This window comes from Vibrio sp. J1-1, from assembly GCF_021728395.1.
GTDB lineage: Bacteria > Pseudomonadota > Gammaproteobacteria > Enterobacterales > Vibrionaceae > Vibrio.
Genome location: NZ_JAKKCM010000002.1, coordinates 40,085 through 59,098 on the forward strand (window position 1 = coordinate 40,085; position 19,014 = coordinate 59,098).

General features: G+C 44.1%; 17 protein-coding genes. 10 read left to right on the top strand and 7 right to left on the bottom strand.

Features of this window, described 5'->3' with window-relative positions:
* Nucleotides 1–61: 61 nt before the first annotated feature.
* Complete coding sequence (locus tag L3V31_RS02875) at nucleotides 62–964, bottom strand: DMT family transporter (protein WP_237314574.1); 903 nt, start codon at nucleotides 962–964, stop codon at nucleotides 62–64.
* A 92-nt stretch (nucleotides 965–1,056) separates the two neighbouring features.
* Between L3V31_RS02875 and L3V31_RS02880 the strand changes: the two genes are divergently transcribed.
* Complete coding sequence (locus L3V31_RS02880) at nucleotides 1,057–1,941, top strand: LysR family transcriptional regulator (protein ID WP_237314575.1); 885 nt, start codon at nucleotides 1,057–1,059, stop codon at nucleotides 1,939–1,941.
* 135 nt (nucleotides 1,942–2,076) lie between these two features.
* Here L3V31_RS02880 and L3V31_RS02885 read toward each other — a convergent pair whose 3' ends face one another.
* Nucleotides 2,077–2,607, bottom strand: a complete 531-nt coding sequence (locus L3V31_RS02885; RefSeq protein ID WP_237314576.1) for a copper resistance protein NlpE — start codon at nucleotides 2,605–2,607, stop codon at nucleotides 2,077–2,079.
* Between the two features lie 394 nt (nucleotides 2,608–3,001).
* Here L3V31_RS02885 and L3V31_RS02890 point away from each other — a divergent pair, with 394 nt between their 5' ends.
* The 4 genes from L3V31_RS02890 to L3V31_RS02905 all read left to right on the top strand — a co-directional run bounded on the left by L3V31_RS02890 (nucleotide 3,002) and on the right by L3V31_RS02905 (nucleotide 4,407).
* Nucleotides 3,002–3,292: a DUF134 domain-containing protein gene (locus L3V31_RS02890; protein WP_237314577.1), complete on the top strand. Its 291-nt coding sequence runs from the start codon at nucleotides 3,002–3,004 to the stop codon at nucleotides 3,290–3,292.
* The gene (locus L3V31_RS02895; RefSeq protein ID WP_237314578.1) at nucleotides 3,289–3,789 is read left to right on the top strand and encodes a NifB/NifX family molybdenum-iron cluster-binding protein; all 501 of its coding nucleotides are present in this window, start codon (nucleotides 3,289–3,291) and stop codon (nucleotides 3,787–3,789) included. Before L3V31_RS02890 ends, L3V31_RS02895 begins: the two co-directional genes overlap by 4 nt.
* A gap of 1 nt (nucleotide 3,790) precedes the next feature.
* Complete coding sequence (nqrM, locus tag L3V31_RS02900; protein ID WP_237314579.1) at nucleotides 3,791–4,000, top strand: (Na+)-NQR maturation NqrM; 210 nt, start codon at nucleotides 3,791–3,793, stop codon at nucleotides 3,998–4,000.
* A gap of 212 nt (nucleotides 4,001–4,212) precedes the next feature.
* Nucleotides 4,213–4,407, top strand: a complete 195-nt coding sequence (locus L3V31_RS02905) for a hypothetical protein (protein ID WP_237314580.1) — start codon at nucleotides 4,213–4,215, stop codon at nucleotides 4,405–4,407.
* Nucleotides 4,408–4,506: 99 nt separating this feature from the next.
* Here L3V31_RS02905 and fusA read toward each other — a convergent pair whose 3' ends face one another.
* Nucleotides 4,507–6,531, bottom strand: coding sequence for an elongation factor G (fusA, locus tag L3V31_RS02910; RefSeq protein ID WP_237314581.1), 2,025 nt, complete (start codon nucleotides 6,529–6,531; stop codon nucleotides 4,507–4,509).
* Nucleotides 6,532–7,180: 649 nt separating this feature from the next.
* Between fusA and L3V31_RS02915 the strand changes: the two genes are divergently transcribed.
* On the top strand, nucleotides 7,181–8,569 hold the full coding sequence (locus L3V31_RS02915; protein ID WP_237314582.1) for a carbohydrate porin: 1,389 nt from the start codon (nucleotides 7,181–7,183) through the stop codon (nucleotides 8,567–8,569).
* A gap of 82 nt (nucleotides 8,570–8,651) precedes the next feature.
* On the opposite strand, the gene L3V31_RS02920 is transcribed toward L3V31_RS02915, so the two are convergent.
* Nucleotides 8,652–9,860 (bottom strand): MFS transporter, encoded by a 1,209-nt coding sequence (locus tag L3V31_RS02920; protein ID WP_237314583.1) that lies wholly within the window; start codon nucleotides 9,858–9,860, stop codon nucleotides 8,652–8,654.
* A gap of 99 nt (nucleotides 9,861–9,959) precedes the next feature.
* On the opposite strand from L3V31_RS02920, the gene soxR reads away from it, so the two are divergent.
* Nucleotides 9,960–10,391, top strand: coding sequence for a redox-sensitive transcriptional activator SoxR (gene soxR, locus L3V31_RS02925; protein ID WP_237314584.1), 432 nt, complete (start codon nucleotides 9,960–9,962; stop codon nucleotides 10,389–10,391).
* Nucleotides 10,392–10,398: 7 nt separating this feature from the next.
* Here the strand turns inward: soxR and L3V31_RS02930 are convergent, their stop codons facing one another.
* Nucleotides 10,399–10,794 (bottom strand): DUF2391 family protein, encoded by a 396-nt coding sequence (locus L3V31_RS02930; protein ID WP_237314585.1) that lies wholly within the window; start codon nucleotides 10,792–10,794, stop codon nucleotides 10,399–10,401.
* A gap of 13 nt (nucleotides 10,795–10,807) precedes the next feature.
* Nucleotides 10,808–11,653 (bottom strand): tetratricopeptide repeat protein, encoded by an 846-nt coding sequence (locus tag L3V31_RS02935; RefSeq protein WP_237314586.1) that lies wholly within the window; start codon nucleotides 11,651–11,653, stop codon nucleotides 10,808–10,810.
* A 233-nt stretch (nucleotides 11,654–11,886) separates the two neighbouring features.
* Between L3V31_RS02935 and L3V31_RS02940 the strand changes: the two genes are divergently transcribed.
* A complete protein-coding gene (locus L3V31_RS02940; protein ID WP_237314587.1) occupies nucleotides 11,887–12,357 on the top strand; it encodes an ASCH domain-containing protein in 471 nt (156 codons plus the stop codon).
* 46 nt (nucleotides 12,358–12,403) lie between these two features.
* Here L3V31_RS02940 and L3V31_RS02945 read toward each other — a convergent pair whose 3' ends face one another.
* Nucleotides 12,404–13,885 carry a phospholipase D family protein gene (locus L3V31_RS02945; RefSeq protein WP_237314995.1) on the bottom strand — a complete coding sequence of 494 codons (1,482 nt, stop codon included), beginning with the start codon at nucleotides 13,883–13,885 and terminating at the stop codon, nucleotides 12,404–12,406.
* A gap of 763 nt (nucleotides 13,886–14,648) precedes the next feature.
* On the opposite strand from L3V31_RS02945, the gene L3V31_RS02950 reads away from it, so the two are divergent.
* Entirely contained in the window at nucleotides 14,649–15,806 is a 1,158-nt protein-coding gene (locus L3V31_RS02950; protein ID WP_237314588.1) for an efflux RND transporter periplasmic adaptor subunit, read from the top strand.
* 13 nt (nucleotides 15,807–15,819) lie between these two features.
* Nucleotides 15,820–18,978: an efflux RND transporter permease subunit gene (locus tag L3V31_RS02955; protein ID WP_237314589.1), complete on the top strand. Its 3,159-nt coding sequence runs from the start codon at nucleotides 15,820–15,822 to the stop codon at nucleotides 18,976–18,978.
* Nucleotides 18,979–19,014 lie beyond the last annotated feature (36 nt).

Consider the following 19,014-nt stretch of genomic DNA (forward strand, 5'->3'; position numbering starts at 1 on the left):
GGGTAAATATAAATAAAAACCCCTTTGTCTTTTGGACAAAGGGGTTTTTATTTATTTGCTATCAGGTAACCTGCGGTCGTTGCTGTTCCTGATTGACTTGAATTTGAGCTTGTTGTTTTCGAATACGACGTTCCCGCTTCGATAGCCAAATCAACGGTACTATTATCATGATCGTGCCAATGGCCATGAAAATATCGGGCAATTCGTCGAACCAAATAAAGCCAATGACGGCCGCGCCAATCAAGCCACTGTATTCCGCACTGGCTATCTTATTACTTTCTATTGAACGGTATGCGAGTACGCACGTCGCCGCATATATCATGATAAATAAGCTGGAACCTGCGGCAACTGGAAAAGCACTCCAATCCCAAGGTTTTGCTTCAATGAATACAAGCAACAGTGCGACTGGAACGCCCGCTAGATTAGTCATAAGTAAAGTATGCATCACGGACTGTTCTCTAGGTACTTTACGAATCAATAAGTTATTGATTGCAATACACACCGCCACAACAAATGCTGAAATCGCCGCCCAGTCGATGTGGTCTGGACGAATGATGACTAACACGCCTAAAAAGCCCATGATGGCAGCTGCGACGGATTGTTTCGAAAGCTGCTCTTTGAAAAACAGTGCTGCAATAGGCAACATAATTAATGGGGCGGCATAGAAAATAGCGTTCGCAGTCGCTAGGGGCAAAGAAGAAATTGCAAAGACCATGAATACGGCTCCCAGTAGCCATACATGAGCACGAATAGCGTGCCATTTAAACCCTTCCATAAAATGAGTTGGTCGACTCAGTAAACAAAAAGGCAGCAGAAACAGCACAGCCGAAACTTGTCGGAATAGCACGAACTGAAACACAGGTACATCCTTACCGACGCTTTTAATCAAAGCGTCTGAAATTACCGCAATAAGGTTTCCAACAATTAATAGCAGCATTGCTGCTCCGACAGATGTGACTTTCACTTTTTATCTCCTCATTCTTTGCGCAAGAGTAGGTGATGTCATAGGATGAAGTGAAGTGATATTTATTGGTTTAAGTATGAGATTTTTAGATAATGAAATTACCCCCTCTAAGATCGGTTCACTGCTTCGAATCCGTGGCGCGAAATTTGAGCTTTTCACTTGCTGCTGAAGAGCTCAATGTGACGCAAAGTGCCGTGAGTCATCAGATACGTTTGCTCGAGGATTACCTTGGAGAGTCGTTGTTTATTCGCCAAGGTAGGAAGCTTTCTTTGTCTGATACTGGTACGCAATATCTGGAAGATATCAGCCCTGCAATCACCGCCATCGCAATGGCGAGCCAGAAGGTTCGTGAAGGTGAAAAGGGCAGCATTCGTTTGGCGATTTATAGCTCGCTAGCGGTGAAATGGCTGATTCCGCGTTTGTCTGATTTTAAACGCTTGCATCCCGAGATTGAGCTTACGCTTAACATGATGGCGGGAGATCCAGAGCAAACGGAGAGTGTTGGAGATTGTTTCATCACAGTGCAAAAACCAAAGCGAAACTATGTCTCTGTTCACTTGTATAAAGACATTTTATATCCCGTTTGTAGCCATAAAATATGGAAAGAGATGCAAGAGAAGCCGATGCCAGAAGCTTTTTGGCAGTATCCACTTCTATCCACCGACTCTGTCTATCGCGAGCGCGGAAAGGATTGGTCTGAGTGGTGTAAAGCGGGCGGACTTACTTTGCCAAGTAATGTCGATATGCAGCATTTTAGCCATATGCTGTTAGCGATAGAGGCTGCGCGTTATGACCAAGGTATCGCATTCGCGAACGACTTTATGCTCAATGAGCGCGATATGGCGCATGATCTGGTTTATATACCGTCTCATGGCTTAGATACGGGCGACAGTTTTTACTTTGTGCATAAGAAGAGTCGAGCGAAGCAAGCCGAGATCATAAAGTTAACCAACTGGTTGAAGCAGCAATGCTTGTAGATAAGTGAATGGCCGTCTGGCTGCAATCATCTGCGTCGCTAATGAGAGGTCTTAGAGCGCAAAAAAAACTAAATTGAAATGAAAAAGCCGAGCGGGGGATGCTCGGCTTCGAAGCTTAATCAAAAAGCGTAGATCTTATTGTTGCTTGATTAAGTTGTAGTTAGAGGCAAGTTCACCTGGTACTTTCTCGCCGTTCATGTCTAGTTTCATAAGCATATTCTCGCCTACGAAGTATTGATTCGGTGAATCTTCGTTAGTCAGAGTTACCGTGTTGCCACTTTCATTCCAGCTAAATTGACCTTCAGACTTCAACTGACCATCTTCTTTGCCTTGGTAGCTTTGTTCAAGCAGGTAAGTACCATCTTGATTTAGAGTGATGCTGATATCAATGCCAGAGCAGTCTGCGCATGGAAGTGTACCTTGGTAAGTGCCATTCCAATCAAGAGCGTTACTTGCATTATGTTCATTGTCGACAAACGTTTCTGCTGAAATGCCTTGTTCTTCTACTGCTTGCTCTTCTGGTGCTGGCATTGCGTCAGTTGCTTCAGCGACTTGCATTTCTTCTACTTGAGGTGTTTCTACCGCAGTCATCTCTGCTGGTTTTTCGTCTTGGCAGCCCGCAAGAATAATAACCGCACTCGTTACTGCCAACATTGTCTTTTTCATTTTATCCCTCTTTCAATAAAGATTATGTATACCGTTAATGTTAGCCCCACTTATGAAATTTACGTCATAACAAAGCAAGGGAATGATATCGTTGTGTCAATAAGAATCAGTTACTGGCATGAAAATGTCAGAACAATCAGAGCAGTGTAAAGTTGTGGCGTCTTACGGGTTTATTGCGTATTTATTTTGCACAAGTATCAAAAGTGTCACTAATTTAGACTGTTTACCCTTATAAGACGCTTCCTGTTTTCTCTTTAACTACGATTTTTGCAAACTTAGCTTTATGGCATATGCCAATAATATTGTTGGCGTATGCCATAAACGGGCGTAACGTGTATGCCAATAACCTGTTTCTTGGAGTTATTGGGTTTGTTGAGAATTAAGAGGAATGGCGATGGCTAGGCCAAAAATAGAACGGAAAATATGCGGACGAGCTGCCCATCATTGCTTCAAACCAAATGGTGTGCCGTTTCAGCAGTTGGAAAAAGTCAACATACTGCCCGAAGAACTCGAAGCACTGCGTCTCGCTGATTTAGAAGGGTTAAGTCAACAGCAAGCCGCCGATCAAATGGGTATTTCGAGACAAACTTTTGGCAACACGGTAAAAAGAGCACGATTTAAAGTTGCAAAAAGTTTAGTTGAAGGTCATGCACTGGTTTTTCCCAATGAGGAGTCGAACTTATGATTTATGCTATTCCTAATGATGGTGAGCGCGTAGCCAACCACTTTGTCAAAGCGCCCTATATCGCTATTTATTCCGATGAAGATGGAATGCTGCAAAATTTAGCGAATATTGCTGCGATGCCGCAGTCTGGCTGTAAAGCAAAATCTCAGATGATCCAGTCATTGAATCAGTACAACGTCGATGCAGTGTTAGTTCGTAATATTGGTGAACGAGCGCTGGAAAAATTACTGCGTAATGGAAAGCAGGTATTTCGGTTGTCTACTCGTAGCTCTATAGAAGACGTTTTGGGCGTTGCCAGAACACCGCTGACCGACGCGTATCAAGGTCGACCTTCGGCTAGTCACAACAAAAAAGGTGCTTGTGGTTCAAGTGGTTGTGGTGGTAAACAATCCAAACCGTCGCTGTTGGCTCGTCCGCAGCAGACCGGTGCGTTATTCGCAGCAAACTCCAGCCCCGCTATACTTAGTTTAAAGGTATCGGATAACAAGGTTGGTTAACATGGTCTGGGTATTTACCTTTGTTGGTTTTCTCCTAATTATTTTGTTGATGTCACTTGGCGTAATTTTTCACAACAAGCGCATTCAAGGCAGCTGTGGTGGCCTGAATAATGTTGGTGTCGATAAAGTGTGTGACTGTGAAACTACATGTTCTGAATCTAAGCGTCGCTTGTATCAAATTTCAGAGCCGAATACCGATCGTAGTAATTAATTGGTCGCCCGGCCACTCATGCCCTCGACCCAGTCAGGTAAACTTGACCTAGCCCTGTCTCATTATCTGTGTTGTTGATGCCAATTTAGCGATGAAAATATGCAATCGATTGAATTTTGATTTCTATGAGTGTCTAAATTTTGCTCTAGGGTTTTGTCGGTCTCCATATTTCGGTCTACGCTTAAAATTCGTGTTAACAAAGGAGAACCAATATGGCTGTAATGAAGCAGGATATTCCACATCGTGTGACGGTTTATCATGATAATCATGATCAAGAAATAGAGCTGAAAAATGCGATGCTGCCAGAGAAACCACGTTACTTTAACGGTTCACCGACTTATAAAGCGGAAAGTATCGAAGAGTTCGAAAGTAAAATCAGTCAAATTGGATTGTCGCTCGATAAATAGCTATGTCTGAAAGTGACTGGATTAATGGTCACTGACACAAATCGAAAGAAAGCGCCCTCAATATGAGGGCGCTTTCATTTACGGCGTTTTATTCAGTAATTAGTTCTGTTGGGTACTGCTCTGACATACTTGTTTCTGCACCGCTGGTGGCGCGGGTTCGTAGTGACTTAACGTCATGCTGAAACTGCCTTCACCCCCGGTAATCGCACGTAATCTTCGGGCGTAGTCTTGAAGCTCATTCACTGGAGACTTGGCTCTGATCAGAGTGAAGTTATTATCCACAGGCTCAGTGCCTTCAATTAATCCTCGGTTACCAGACAAATCACCTGATACATCCCCTACGTTAATGGTTGGAATGTGTAATTCCATCTGAATGATAGGTTCAAGAACAATCGGATCGGCATTATTAACAGCATCTAAGAACGCCTTTTTACCCGCAATGATAAAGGCTATCTCTTTAGAGTCGACCGAATGGTATTTGCCATCATAGACCGTTACTTCAAGATCTTTGATAGGGTTACCAGAGATAGCACCTTCTTCCAGAGCTTGTAGTATTCCTTTCTCTACGGCAGGAATAAGGGCGGTAGGAATTGCGCCACCAACCACTTTATTGATGAACGTGAACCCAGCTCCACGCTCTAGAGGGCGAACTCTTAGTTGAACTTCGCCAAACTGACCTGCACCGCCACTCTGTTTCTTATGCCTATAATGGCCTTCGGCAGGTTTAGTTATGGTCTCGAAGTACTCGACACTTGGTTGACATGTTTCGACATCTAGCTTGTATATGTTAGCCATTTTCTCTAATGCAACTTTGAGATGGAATTCGCCTTGACCACTGATGATGGTTTCGTTGGTTCTTGCACGATGTTCAATGCGTAATGAAGGATCTTCACTGGCGATTTTGTTAAGTACGTCGCCCAGTTTTTGCTCATCCCCGCGTTTTAGGGGTTTTAAGCACAGAGAGTACATAGAGTCTGGGAAATTGAGTGTTTTTAGCTCAACGCCATCTTCGTCATGTGAATCATGAACGATAGAGTCAAATTCAAGATCATCCACTTTAGCTAATACACAGAAGTCACCTGCAATCGCACGGGGAATCTCTGTCCGCTCTTTACCTTGTAGCTGGTACAAGTGTCCAACCTTGAACGCCTTATTACTCTCACCGATGTAAAGTTGACTGCCGGCATTAATCTCACCTTGATATACTCGTAGGTAAGCAAGTTTACCCATATAAGGATCGACACTAACCTTATAAACATGTGCCACGGTATGTTCCAGAGACTCACAATTGACTTTGATTTTCTTGCCGTTTTTTTCAAGCAGTGGCGGATTACCCTCATTTGGCATCGGCATGATTTCAGCTAAAGTCCGAAGCAGGAGTTCGATCCCAGCCCCCGTTTGTGCAGAAACGAAGCAAATGGGGATGACGTGGCCTGTTCTCAGCGCTTCTTCAAAGGGGTCATGCAGTTGTTCTGCTGTGAGTTCTGAGCCTTGTTCTAAATACAGTTCCATTAACTCTTCATCAACTTCGATGACTTGGTCAATTAAGGTTTCATGCGCTTGAGTCACTTTTGCCAACTGTGTTTCTCGCTCTAGTTCAGGCTCAAAATAACAATCGATAACGGACTGACCATCGGCAGAAGGTAGGTTAATTGGTAAACATTTATCACCAAAATGCTCAACGATGTCATCCATCAGTTTTTGTAACTGGTTACCTTGGTTGTCGAGCTTGTTAATGATGATCATCTGACACTTTTGCTGCTCTTGGGCAAAGGCAAATAAGCGGTCGGAGGTTTGGTTGAGTGGGGTTTGTGGGTCGACAATAAGTGCAGTGGTTTCAACGGCCGGAAAAACACTGAGCGTTCTGCCGAGTAATTCACTCTGCCCTGGAGTGTCAATGATATTCAGACGGTGGTTGTTCCAGCGTAACGCGACAGGGGTTGCTTCGATACTGTGTCGATATTGAATAGATTGGGGGTCGAAGTCGGTAACGGTATCGCCTTTTTCTACGCTTCCCAATTGGTGGGTTGCTTCACATGTGAAGAGCAGTTTTTCGACGAGAGTCGTTTTGCCGGTTCCTGTCTGACCAACAAAAGCGATGTTGCGGATGTTATTGATAGGCATAAAGCCTCCTTGCAAGATGACGTGAGGGAACCTGTTATTAGGTCACGAACTGCATTGGAGTAGGGCGGGTTTACCGCCTATTCGTCTTCCATGTCATTTTCCGGATGACTTTATGCATACAACCGCCTTACTAAGGGAAGCAGACTAGAGTTATTACGATATTAGAAGTTGCTGACCAGTTTTAAAGCAATTTGTTGGCAGAAATCAGCGCATTCATACAAAAATAATTCACTTGGTTTTATATAGCATGGCTTAAAACCCTTGTTTTTTATGTGACTTATTTCATGCTGGTGCTGATTGTTTTCTAATCGAGATCATAAACTTGAAAGTTCTTGTGAATGTCCTGGTTTGAACAGAAATTGACTGACAAAGTTGAACAGACTCTAGCAGCCTTGCAAATCTGTGATCAGTACCAAGTGTTCACTCAATAAATCGTGATGGTGTTAATATTTCTTATCAATAATCGGGATCGTTCCCGAATTGTTTTATATAGTCATTTACGAGTTATTTATGGCGTTGACTCATAGTAAGGATGACTATTGATAGGTTTTTAGTCTTTATTATTGAGTTTAATTCCACATTTAATCGATTTTGTCGGGAACGTTTGCCCAATCTCGAAATAATCAATTTAATGTTGGAGAAATAAATAATGAAAGCGAATGTATTGGCACTAAGTATCGCAACAGCCCTGTTACCTACAACATTTGCCTACGCAAATGAAGGTATGGATGCTTTGGAGGCTCGTATTAGCGAGTTGGAATCCAGACTAGAGCAAACTGAGCAGGTCGCGAACAAGGCTGACAGCACAGCGTCGCAATTCGAGTTCCATGGATATGCGCGTGCAGGTATTTTGATTAATGATGACCTGAACGGAGCTACAGGAACAGGACCTTACATGACTGCCGCTGGCGCGATTGGTGCTCCGGTTGGCCGTTTAGGTTTGGAGGATGATAACTACTTAGAAGCAAACCTGATCCACAACCGTTATATGGATGATGGTTCGAGTGCTAGATTCCATATCATGTTGGCGGACAGTGTTGAAAGCAGCAACGATTGGACAGCTGGCGATAGCCAATTAAATGTTCGTCAGGTGTATGCAGAGCTGAAAAACTTACCTTCTTTCAGTGGCGCATTTGATAATGCGACAGTTTGGGCTGGTAAACGATTTGACCGTGACAACTTTGATATTCACTTTTTCGATTCGGATATTGTGTTCCTAGCTGGTACTGGTGCGGGTATTTATGATGTTCAGATCTCCGATGAGTGGAAGTCGAACTTCTCTATCTATGGTCGTGACTTCGGTGAGATAGACAGCTCAAGTACTGATATCGAAAATTACATTGCGACGACGAATAACCGCATTGGCAACATCCAGGTGATGTTGAGTGGTATGGTATCGTCTGACAATGAAGATAGAACATCTAGCAACACGTCACCAACTGAGCGTGCAGAAAACGGTGTTCATGCTCTGTTTGCATATCATGCTGATAGTTTTTACGGTGTGAATGACGGCTTCTCTAAAACGGGTTTCTCGATTGGTCAGGGACTAGGTGCTGAGCTAAAAGGCATTGGTTCAAATGGCGATTTGAATGATGATGCACAGGCGGTTCGAGCGTTTTCATACGGTGTGACTCGTTTTGCGGATAACTGGAGAATCGCACCAGCGCTGATGGCGGAGTACAGCCAAGATCGTGTGAAAACTGATGATGAGTTTATGTGGGCATCTCTAAACGTTCGTTTGGCTCAAGAGCTTACAGAAAACTTTGAAATGGTTTATGAAGGAACCTATCAGTACATGGACTTGGACAACAGTGTTGAGCAAGCGAGTGGCGGTTTCTACAAAGCGACGGTAGCACCAACGCTTAAGTTAGCGACGGCTGCGGGTTTCTTTGACCGTCCTGAACTGCGCTTCGCGGTAAGCTATGTTGACTGGAGTGATGATCTAAATAACTTCTCAGTGAGCGTAGATGACAGCGCAAGCACGATGGGACGTGGTGGTGAGACCGTGTTTGCTCTACAGATGGAAACTTGGTTCTAAGGTTTTGCTAGTTTAAGTTTTAACAACAAAAAGGATGACAGTTTTGGCTGCCATCCTTTTTATTTATGAAGTTAAGTTCGGCTCATCTCATTATAGTTTGGAGGGCGAACTCGTTACTGTGCGTAATATGTTTATGCAGTATCCACATCGCTCCTACTGCTGCCATCATTCCTACCGCGGCGCAGAGAAAGCCATAGCGTGTCATGTCATAGTGGCTCAGCACGGCAATGACGACATAGCTAAGTGACTGCACCGTCGTACTGAACATGCTGATTCCGCCATCAACTCGACCGCGCTGATCGATCGACACTGTGTGATGCATCCAATTAATTCTCGCAATTCGGTTTAATGCGTTAAATACACCAAATAGGGCTATCAACATCAATATACCTAAAGGAGACATTGAGAAACTCATACCTACTAGGGTTAAGGACAATACGGTCATGGATGCCAAGATAATGCTGCCGTGTGGCAGACGATTGAGTATTTTGGTGACAATCAGCCCGGTAAACAAAGAGCCTAACCCAAAGCTGATGTTAAAGCCTGCAAACCAATCACCAGTAATACCTTGCTCTGAGAACCAAATCGGGACTAACTTGCTCAAGTACGTCAGTACCGGATAAGAAAGGCAGGAAAGTAAAATGAACCCGAAAAAGTAAGGCTCACGGTTAAAGATATGCTTACTCTCTTTTAGTTGGCTCATGAAAGAAATCGAATGTGACTCCTGCAATCGGCGTGCATAGGGGGTTACCATATAGAAAATGGCGGCCAACGATGAAGCGGTAGCGGCAAACAGAGCGAATTCCATCATTCCCCACTTTTCTAACAATATGATGCCAAGCGAACCAGCGCCCAGAGTCGTGGATTGCATAACGATTTCCTGTTGGCTAGAGACCTTGGCGTATTCATGTTGCTGGTAGTTCTCTTGAGTAAACGCATTATTGGTTGCCCAGGCAAAATTACTGGAAACCCAGTACACCAGTTGTGCAAAAGCTAATAGCCAGTGGGACTCTAGATCAAGCCAGTAAGCAACAAATACCATCAGGGCCATTCCCGCTTGTACCCATTGATTAACAATCAGCAGTGTTTTACGCGAATGGCGGTCAGTCAAAGTGGAAAAGAAAGGCGTGACCAAGAAAGCAACGGCCGTACAGCTAAGCGAAACCAACGCGACAAATGTCCCCATTCCAGGGGAAGCCAGCATCACCCATGGAAGCGCCATCATAAATAAGCCTGACGATATACTGTCGAAGAACCTTCCTATTAAATAAGGCTGAGTTTTGTTTTTCATATTTGTGCCTCGCTAATTCATTTGGCCTTACTCTAAAACCTCAAGTAAACTTGAGGTAAAGTGTTTTTATACAAAAAATGATTGGTATGGGAGTCAGGGATGGAAATCAGCGTAGGTGAAGTTGCGAAACGTTCTGGAGTAAAAGTGTCGGCACTGCATTTTTATGAACAAAAAGGTTTAATTTCGAGTTGGCGCAATCAGGGGAATCAACGTCGTTATCATCGAAGTGTGTTACGCCGTGTTGCCGTAATTAAGGCAGCGCAGCAGGTGGGACTATCTTTAGAAGAGATAAAACAAGCGCTGGATAACTTGCCCAAGCATCAAGCGCCTAATAAAGCGCAATGGGAAAGTATGGCGAGCCAGTGGCACGAACAATTAGAGCAAAAAATTCAGAAGTTGAAAGCGTTACAAAATGATTTGGGTGGATGTATTGGCTGTGGTTGTTTGTCACTTGAAACGTGCACTTTGCGTAACCCAGAAGATGTATTGGGCAAAGACCATTCAGGCTCAAACCTGACGTTGGATGAGTAAAACGGCTTTACTCTTTGTCGAAGCTGTCTACGACAATAGCCCCCATTGATGCCGGCATCGTGATAACAATAATACGTTTTATCGCCACCAAAGGCTCTGTCAGTATTGGAAGTTTATCGAGGCAAAGCAGTACCAGTGCAACCACAACCGCAGCAATTGAGTACGCGATGAAAACGCGGAAAATAAAGATGGATACTCGGTGCCGAATCCGACCTTGAAACACACTCTGATAAGCGAAAAAACTGAGGAAGATGACCGAGAGGCTTAACAACATGATCAGATTTGCCATCGGTAAACTTTCACCCAAACGCCATGCTTCTTCTGAAAAAGAAATCGGTACTGCAAGGGCAAAAGCGCCAACCAATACTTGGCTGGCATCTTCTAGATTAAAGTGACGACTCATGAGGTTTATTCCGTTACTCGTGATGGAGTTGCAACAGCTTCTCAAATCGTTCGTTGCCGTGCAGAAATTCAAGATCGCGCTCTTCTGCTAGCAGGTCACGAATCGAAGGGCTGTACTCAATTGCACGTTCTAAATCTTCAATGGCTTGTTCTTCAACACCTAATCGAGAATAGGCACAGGCGCGTTGATAAAGTGCTGGGCCATTAGTGTAGTCCACTTCTAAAACACGATTACATATGCTCAGGGCCCAATGGTACTCGTTGATTTCCATTGCGGCGTCTGCTTTGTAAGTGAGCGCCTCCAAATCACCTGGACGAATAACCAAAATTTCATCATAAACCTCAATTCGTTGCTCTGGCGTTTGTGAGCTTTGTGCTCGCAGCCATAAGTTATGGATTTCGTTTATTTTCTCGATTTCTTTGTTGTTTTCACTGATGATGCGAGTCTTGCGTTTTAAGTCTCTTTCCAGTGCAACAAACTTTTTCTCATATTCGCTCGCGATCTTGTCGAGTCGCTTATCTGCCATCTCTTTGGTGTTATGTTTAAATTCACGCAGTGACTGCCAACCAACGAAAGCAATCAGCGATGCCACACCTGCGATGATGTAAAAGAAGTACGTCACGGTTACATTGGCGTAGTTTAACGATTTATCAGCGACGCTAAGTTCACGGTCGGTGATTTCGGTAATCGTGCGTTTTTCTAAGCTTTGGAAGTCCTGACGCAGCGCTTTAAGCTCGTCTAAAATATAGCGCTCCATAAGCGGTCTATCTAACAAGTCGGATTCTGAATATTTTTCTTCAGACGCCAAGGTTGGCAGTGACAGAATCAGTGTAAAAAAAATACCGATGAATAAGCGCATAAAACGTCCTTTTGCGTTAGGAATACAGATAGACCATGCAACAATAGCAAATAGCACAAACGTTTAGCAAAGTTCTCACAAAAGAAATATTTACCTTACTTTCCGTTGCCTTCGCAGTTCAACTGTACGCTTTGACAGCAGAGTACGGTTCACCTTTTAGATTCTAGAATATTGTTCTTTACTCTATGAGCCGTTAAACTTCTTCCACCTTATTGATTGTTATGGAAATTGTTATGGACATCAAAGCTAAAAGTTACCTCGATCAATACTTAGTATTGCTTAATTCTCAGCAACGAGCAGCCATTCCATCAATGAGTGCGGATTATTACTGTGCCGATGAATACAACGCGAATATATGCGCGGAGCTGGTTCGCACGGGGCAAAAAACAGCGTCTTGCAGCATGGAGCTTTGGTATAGCGAGCACGGAGAGGCCATGCCTAAAGCTGGGCACCTTCAGGTCGTGACTAACTGGGATGGTGAACCAGTTTGTGTGATTGAAATTACCGAAGTTTCTACCAGCCCATACATCGAGGTAGGAGAGGACTTTGCAAGAGCAGAAGGTGAAGGGGATAGAACGCTACAGTGGTGGCGCGAAGCCCATACCCGCTTCTTCCAAGCAGAATGCGATGAGTTGGGTATTCAGTGGCATGAGCAACGATTGTTGGTCTTAGAGCGGTTTAAAGTCGTTTATCCTTTGGATTAAATAAAAAACAGCGCCAACTAAGGGCGCTGTTTAAGATCGCAGTAAGTTAAAGCTGATCTTCGATAGGTAAAACTCCTGAGAACCAAGAGCCCACTTTACGCCACATGCTCGCTTCGGGTTCGGAGTTATATTCCTTTCCTGTTTTATGATCAGTCCATACCATATCACCGTCATGGAGTGTCACGCGATACGCATTGTTATTTAGTATTTCAGGTAAGGCGGCTAAAAAATCTTGCACGTATTCAGGTTGCTTAATTACGACAGCCATTTCGGTGTTGAGTTTGGCCGAGCGTGGATCCCAGTTCATAGAACCCACAAAAAGCGTCTCTTTATCTATTAGCATCGCTTTGGCATGCAAACTTGCGCGGCTGCTACCCGTTAAACTCCATTTGCTCTTAAGCTTGGCGCTGGATTTTACTTCCCATAGTTTGATACCAGAGGCGAGGAGGTCTTCTCGGTACTTTGAATACCAACCATGCACAGCAAAAACATCGTTAGAAGCGAGGCTGTTGGTGACGATCGTAATATCCACGCCTCGTTTAGCAGCGTTGGTCAGCGCTTTTGTTCCTGCCTCGGTTGGAACGAAATATGGGGAGATAAGCACAAACGAGTGGTCCACACTTTTGAGTAACTCGGTCAAGTTACTAACCAGTTGGCTTTCCTGTGTTGCTATTTTATCTGGTAAGTCGAACCAGATTTCTCCTTTACCCCAATAAAGTGTGAGTTGGCCTTTCTTCAACTCTTGATACATGTCGAGCATATTGAAGTTATACCGACCCTGGGTAAATTTATCTGTCAGTTGAAGTTTATCGACTTGCTTTTGAATCGTGGCTTCCGATATTTGTTCAGAGCCTGGGTAAACCCACTCCATCGGCACGGCATAAGCGCTGTTCCAGTAGAGATCAAATTGGTCCGCCGTTTGTTGAACTGCTTCTCCATAAAGCAGCAGGTCGAAGTCGCCAAATGAGACTTCAGACTCAAAAGAGAAATATTCATTACCTATATTTCTTCCGCCTACTACCGCTGCAACACTGTCAGCGATGAGTGATTTATTGTGCATGCGGCGGTTCAGACGGTCAAAGTCTGTCGCAAACCCAAATAACCGTGCAGAGCGAAATTGATGAGGATTAAACAGACGGATTTCGATGTTTGGATGGGCGTTCATCGCGGCCATCATTTTATCGTTACGCTTTTGCATGTCATCAAGCAGTAAGCGAATTCGAACCCCTCGTTTTGCGGCTTCGTACAGTCGCCACGTAATGAAATTACTGGTCTCATCACCTCGATAGATATAGTACTGAAGATCCAAGCTTTTCTGAGCGGATTCAATCAGTGAGGTACGTGCAAGAAGTGCATCGTGACCTTGGTTTAGAGGATAAAAACCAGTCTCCGTTTTCGGGTCTTTTCCGTACACCTCAAAATATTGTGCCAGTGCTGAATCCGACTGGTAACCGTACTGAAATGTAGTGGACTTCTCACTAGGCTCTCTGTACTCAATTGCTGAACAAGCCGACAGAAAAGTAAACATGCAGGTGAAAATGAGCTTAGTAAATATATGAGACAATGAACATATCCTTGTAATACAAAACGTTACTTAGGCTGAGTATATACGCAAATGATTTCAACGTGCAGGGTTCAATACACAATCACGCACATTAGTTAGAGAATTTTAGCTGTGGGTGATTAAGAACCAAATTAGTTATGACTCAAGTTGATTTTTTCTATCAGAACTTTGTGCTTGCTCGCTTTTTAAGACGCACAAAATCATTTATTTAATTAATGTCTTTACTCTAATTGGTTGGATTCACTAATATCTGGCATTTCTTACCTATACATGACTAGAGCAATTGCGCCAATTTGGTTAAGGCATTGATTTTTAATGGTTATTTGGCTGGCATGCTGCTTGCTTCTGTGATGTGTGAGTAAGAGAACACAACTTGCGAAATGAGTTAAAATTTTGTTAATTTTATAAACTTTTAAAGGATAATTTACCGTGTTTAAGGGTCTTAAACCTTTGTAAATGTTGTTCCTTATTTAGCCCAAGTAGTGGTGTTACTTCAATGTTTACCGTTACTTGGAGATGAACAGAAATTGTCTATTTCAGATGCAATAGCAATTTGGATAAGTATATGGTCAAGCGATTTTGACCAACAAAAATTCCTAACGACTTATTTAGATTGCTATCACTACCTCACCGCTTTCAGAGGTACTTGAGTTGGCTAACAGACTGTTACAACTGTAAGTCGGTTCAAGTATTGCGCGGTGAAAAAAACAATAAAAAGGATTTTTTGATGTTATCAAAACCTATGTTACGTTGGCTTTTACCATTCGTTGTCGCTGGTGGCTCCTATGCAGGTTACGCCGCAATAGCCGCAACCGCACCAGAAAAAGAGTCAACGAAAGAAACCATTGCAGAACCGACTGTTCAAGCATCTTCACTTTTTCCTACCGACCACAAAGTGGTGATAACCAGTCATGGCGAAATGGTTCCATTTGAGAAAACTCATCTCTCCGCACAAGTGAGCGGTGAAGTCATCAGTTGGCATCCTAATTTTGTCACTGGTGGTATTGTGAAGCGCGGTGAAGTGTTGTTTACGATTGAAAGCGATAACTACGAAGCGGCAGTGCTTCAAGCTGAAGCTGATTTGGCTAGTGCTCGCGCAACATTGATCGAGGAGCAAGCGAAAGCAGAAGTAGCAAAACGTCAGGCCAAGCAACTCAGTGATAAGCAAGTAACGGACTTGTATTTACGTAAGCCACATGTGTTAAGTGCAGAAGCACAGGTGAAATCTGCGCAGGCGTCATTGAAACGCGCTAAGCGTGATCTTGAAAATTGTAAAGTCATTGCGCCATACGATGCGTTAGTTGTTGAGCGCGATATTGGTGTCGGTCAGTTTGTCACATCCGGAGCGCGTATTGCTACTCTCAACAATATTGAGGTCGCGGAAATACATGTGCCGATTGCCGGTTTTGATAGTGCGTTCTTACCGGAATCCATTAATGAGCTCCATGCCACTGTTACTCAGCAAGGCATTTTGTCGACAACACGTGAAGGCAAGGTGGTCCGTGACTTGGGTATGATCGACAGTGCGACACGTATGATCAATATGGTGATCCAAGTTGAAGATCCGTACGGTATTGATAGTAAAAAGCCACCAATCAAATTTGGCTCTTATGTAGAAGTCAGTTTTACAGGTAAAGAGCTCAAACACATTTATCGTCTCCCTCAAGAGTTGGTTAAGAATCGTACTGTTTGGGTAGTCAATGATGAAAACGAACTTCAGCCACGAACTGTGACAGTACTCAGAACCGAAGGTGAGTTTATGTTGGTGGGGGATGGTTTAGAACAGAGCGATAAACTTGTGTTAACTCTGCCTGAGTACCCGCAAAAAGGAATGGCGGTGCAAATCGCAAAAAAGAATGACGACTCCGAAACCGTCGTACAATAAGTAGGAGTTTGTCATGGAACAGACCAATCAAAAGGGCTTAATTGCCTATTTTGCGAATAACCCTGTGGCCGCAAACCTGCTGATGGTATTCATCATCATCATGGGTATCGTGAGTTATCTATTCATTCAAAGACAGATGTTCCCTAACATCGAAGTTAACTACATTGATGTACGAGCAACCTATCCTGGTGCCTCTCCTCAGGAAATAGAGGAGAGTATTCTCGTCAAAGTAGAAGAGTCGATCAAAGACGTTACGGGCATAAAGAAAGTCGTCGCCCGAGCAAGTCGAGGCAGTGCTTATGTCTCCATCGAAGTTGACGTAAATGCTGACATCAAACGTGTGCTTGATGATGTGAATCAACGGATTGATACATTATCCAATTTACCTGCAGGTATGGAGCCAATTAATGTCTATCAGGTTGAGTGGCGTCAGGAAGTGATTGAGATGGTCCTCGTTGGCGATAGGTCACTCGAAGAGTTAAAGCCAATCGCAAAGCAAATTGAAGATGAGCTTCTGCAACTGAAAAACGTCATGTTGGTATATTTAAGCGCACCTGAAGAAGAGATTGCAATTGAAGTCGATCCTCTTGTGCTGCGTAAGTACGACCTCACGTTGAATGATGTGAGTGACGCGATTCGACGTTACTCTGCCAACTTCTCTGCTGGTGAAGTCAAAACCAACTCTGGGATGATTGCAGTACGTATTGAGAACCAGTACTACCACGGTGATGAGTTCAGAAATATTCCGGTGAAGTTAGGGGCAAACGGCGCGAAAGTTCTGCTGCAGGATATTGCAACAATCAAAGATGGCTTTACTGAAGAAGAGCGTTACTTTGAGTATTCGGGACAAAACGCGACTTATATGTCCGTGAAAGCGACGCGCGATCAGAATATTATTCCGGTTGCTGAGTCAGTTCATAAATATATTGAGGCGAAAAACAAAACACTGCCAAGTGATGTTCAGCTTAAGGTTCTGGTCGACATGACCTATTACCTTAACGGTCGTCTCGACATGATGCTGAAAAACCTGTTGCAGGGTGCGGCGCTGGTGGCGATTATGCTGAGCATTTTCTTGCGCTTCCGCTTGGCCATGTGGGTTATGATTGGCTTACCGGTATGTTTCCTTGGTGCGGTCATGTTAATGCCCGCGTTAGGCATTACCGTGAATATTGTCTCTCTATTTGCCTTTATTATGGTTTTGGGAATCGTCGTTGATGATGCCATCGTCATGGGAGAAAGCGCCTACACTGAAATTGAGGCAAACGGTGGAGGTGTCGAGAACGTTGTACGTGGTGTTAAACGTGTCGCGACGCCCGCGACATTTGGTGTCCTGACGACCATCGCTGTATTTGCTCCTTTCTTACTCTCTAGCGGTATTGATAGCGCATTTTTCTACGGCATTGCAGGCGTAGTTATCTTATGTCTAATTTTTAGTCTGATTGAGTCAAAGCTAATCTTGCCTGCCCACCTTGCGCACACGCATTTCAAACCGATTAAGGTTGGTGGATGGCGAGATCGTTTCAATACGCGCTTCTTTGGCTTTGTTAAAGGTACTTATCGCCGTTTTGTCACTCTGTGTACTCATTGGCGTTGGAGTGTTTTCGCCGTGTTCTGTGGTTTACTGGCAATCAGCGCCGCTTTAGTAAACTCAAACTACGTACGTGTCATTCCCAACCCGAAGGTACCGACCGACTATCCGTCTATCACGATTGAAATGAATGATACCGTATCGAGCGAGCAGACCATTGGTGCACTCAAAACTATAGAGCGTGTCATGCAGGAGGTCGAAGCTCAGACTATCGAAGAGCATGGTCAGGGAATGATTCGTGATGTCCTTTCGTACAACGGAAGCCGTACCGAAGGCCGTGTTCTGGCTCCGCTTGTTGATGAGGAACTGCGTCCTTTCAACACGTTCGAACTTGCCCGTCGTTGGCGTGAAGCTATGCCAACCATACCGGGAATGAAGAGCATTAAAATTCGTGATCAGAGTGCGGGTGGTGGTGATCGAGATGAATTCGGATATCTGTTGTTTGGCTCGAATATCAATGAGCTGAATGAAGCGGGACGTTATTTAATTGACCGACTGCAGCAGCAGGACGGTCTGTACGATATTTCATCTTCGATTGATTCAGGTAGTAAAGAAGTGCTTCTTTCGCTAGCGCCTGTTGCCTACGATCTTGGTTTGGATCTCACCATGATTGCTCAGCAAGTGGGTGGCAGTTTCTATGGTGGTGAAGCACAGCGATTGATCCGTGACGGCGAAGAAATCAAAGTGATGGTTCGTTATCCGCAATTAACGCGTGAAGCCTTCTCATCGCTGCGCTATGCCGTCATCACAACGCCAGCAGGTAAAAAAGTCATGCTGGGTGATGTAGTCCAAATCAATGAACAACCGGGCGTGAGCACGATTCGTCGTGAGGGCGGATATCAAACGGTTTACGTTTATGGTTCCATTGATGAAGAGCTGATTGAGCCAGAAGAAGTGGTGAAAATCATCGATGAAAGCATCATGCCCGATATGAAGGAACAGTACCCAAGTGTTAAAACTGAGTTGGGTGGGGACATCGAGGAGCAAGCTGCGCAGCGCAACGAGCAGATTCTCTTCTTTATTGCCGGGATGATCATCGTTTATATCCTACTTGCGGTGCCACTGAAGAGTTACACGCAGCCGCTGATTGTGATGTCGGTGATTCCTTTCAGTTTGACGGGCGCGATTTGGGGGCATTTCTGGCTGGGCTTAGACATCAGTATGATGTCGACATTTGGCCTTATTGCGGCTGCGGGCGTGGTAATTAATGACTCGCTTGTCATGACGGACTATGTAAACCAAGTTCGAGAAAAAGGGATGAATATTAAACAAGCGGTTGTTGAGGCGGGGTGTGCACGTTTTCGCGCGATCACTCTAACTTCAATTACGACGTTTGCTGGTGTTCTGCCTATTATGTTCGAGACGAGTTTACAGGCGCGCTTCGTCATTCCTATGGCGGCCGCGTTAGGCTTCGCAGTGCTTTATGCGACGATATTGACGTTAGTATTGGTGCCTTGTTTGTATCTGATGTTAGAGGACATCAAGAACATCTTCAGAGCGATTAAGCGCTTTTTCTCTCGCATGTTTGCTCGTTTCATAAAGCAGGATGAGGCGACAGAAGCTCACGTTAATACTTCTAACTAAGTTACTTTTCCGTTAATAATAAAAAGAGCAGCTTTC

Bases quoted from the DNA above. Each gene is read 5' to 3' on its own strand.
- L3V31_RS02880 (WP_237314575.1), top strand. From the start codon at position 1,057: ATGAAATTACCCCCTCTAAGATCGGTTCACTGCTTCGAATCCGTGGCG.
- L3V31_RS02885 (WP_237314576.1), bottom strand. From the start codon at position 2,607: ATGAAAAAGACAATGTTGGCAGTAACGAGTGCGGTTATTATTCTTGCG.
- L3V31_RS02890 (WP_237314577.1), top strand. From the start codon at position 3,002: ATGGCTAGGCCAAAAATAGAACGGAAAATATGCGGACGAGCTGCCCAT.
- L3V31_RS02895 (WP_237314578.1), top strand. From the start codon at position 3,289: ATGATTTATGCTATTCCTAATGATGGTGAGCGCGTAGCCAACCACTTT.
- nqrM (WP_237314579.1), top strand. From the start codon at position 3,791: ATGGTCTGGGTATTTACCTTTGTTGGTTTTCTCCTAATTATTTTGTTG.
- L3V31_RS02905 (WP_237314580.1), top strand. From the start codon at position 4,213: ATGGCTGTAATGAAGCAGGATATTCCACATCGTGTGACGGTTTATCAT.
- fusA (WP_237314581.1), bottom strand. From the start codon at position 6,531: ATGCCTATCAATAACATCCGCAACATCGCTTTTGTTGGTCAGACAGGA.
- L3V31_RS02915 (WP_237314582.1), top strand. From the start codon at position 7,181: ATGAAAGCGAATGTATTGGCACTAAGTATCGCAACAGCCCTGTTACCT.
- L3V31_RS02920 (WP_237314583.1), bottom strand. From the start codon at position 9,860: ATGAAAAACAAAACTCAGCCTTATTTAATAGGAAGGTTCTTCGACAGT.
- soxR (WP_237314584.1), top strand. From the start codon at position 9,960: ATGGAAATCAGCGTAGGTGAAGTTGCGAAACGTTCTGGAGTAAAAGTG.
- L3V31_RS02930 (WP_237314585.1), bottom strand. From the start codon at position 10,794: ATGAGTCGTCACTTTAATCTAGAAGATGCCAGCCAAGTATTGGTTGGC.
- L3V31_RS02935 (WP_237314586.1), bottom strand. From the start codon at position 11,653: ATGCGCTTATTCATCGGTATTTTTTTTACACTGATTCTGTCACTGCCA.
- L3V31_RS02940 (WP_237314587.1), top strand. From the start codon at position 11,887: ATGGACATCAAAGCTAAAAGTTACCTCGATCAATACTTAGTATTGCTT.
- L3V31_RS02945 (WP_237314995.1), bottom strand. From the start codon at position 13,885: ATGTTTACTTTTCTGTCGGCTTGTTCAGCAATTGAGTACAGAGAGCCT.
- L3V31_RS02950 (WP_237314588.1), top strand. From the start codon at position 14,649: ATGTTATCAAAACCTATGTTACGTTGGCTTTTACCATTCGTTGTCGCT.
- L3V31_RS02955 (WP_237314589.1), top strand. From the start codon at position 15,820: ATGGAACAGACCAATCAAAAGGGCTTAATTGCCTATTTTGCGAATAAC.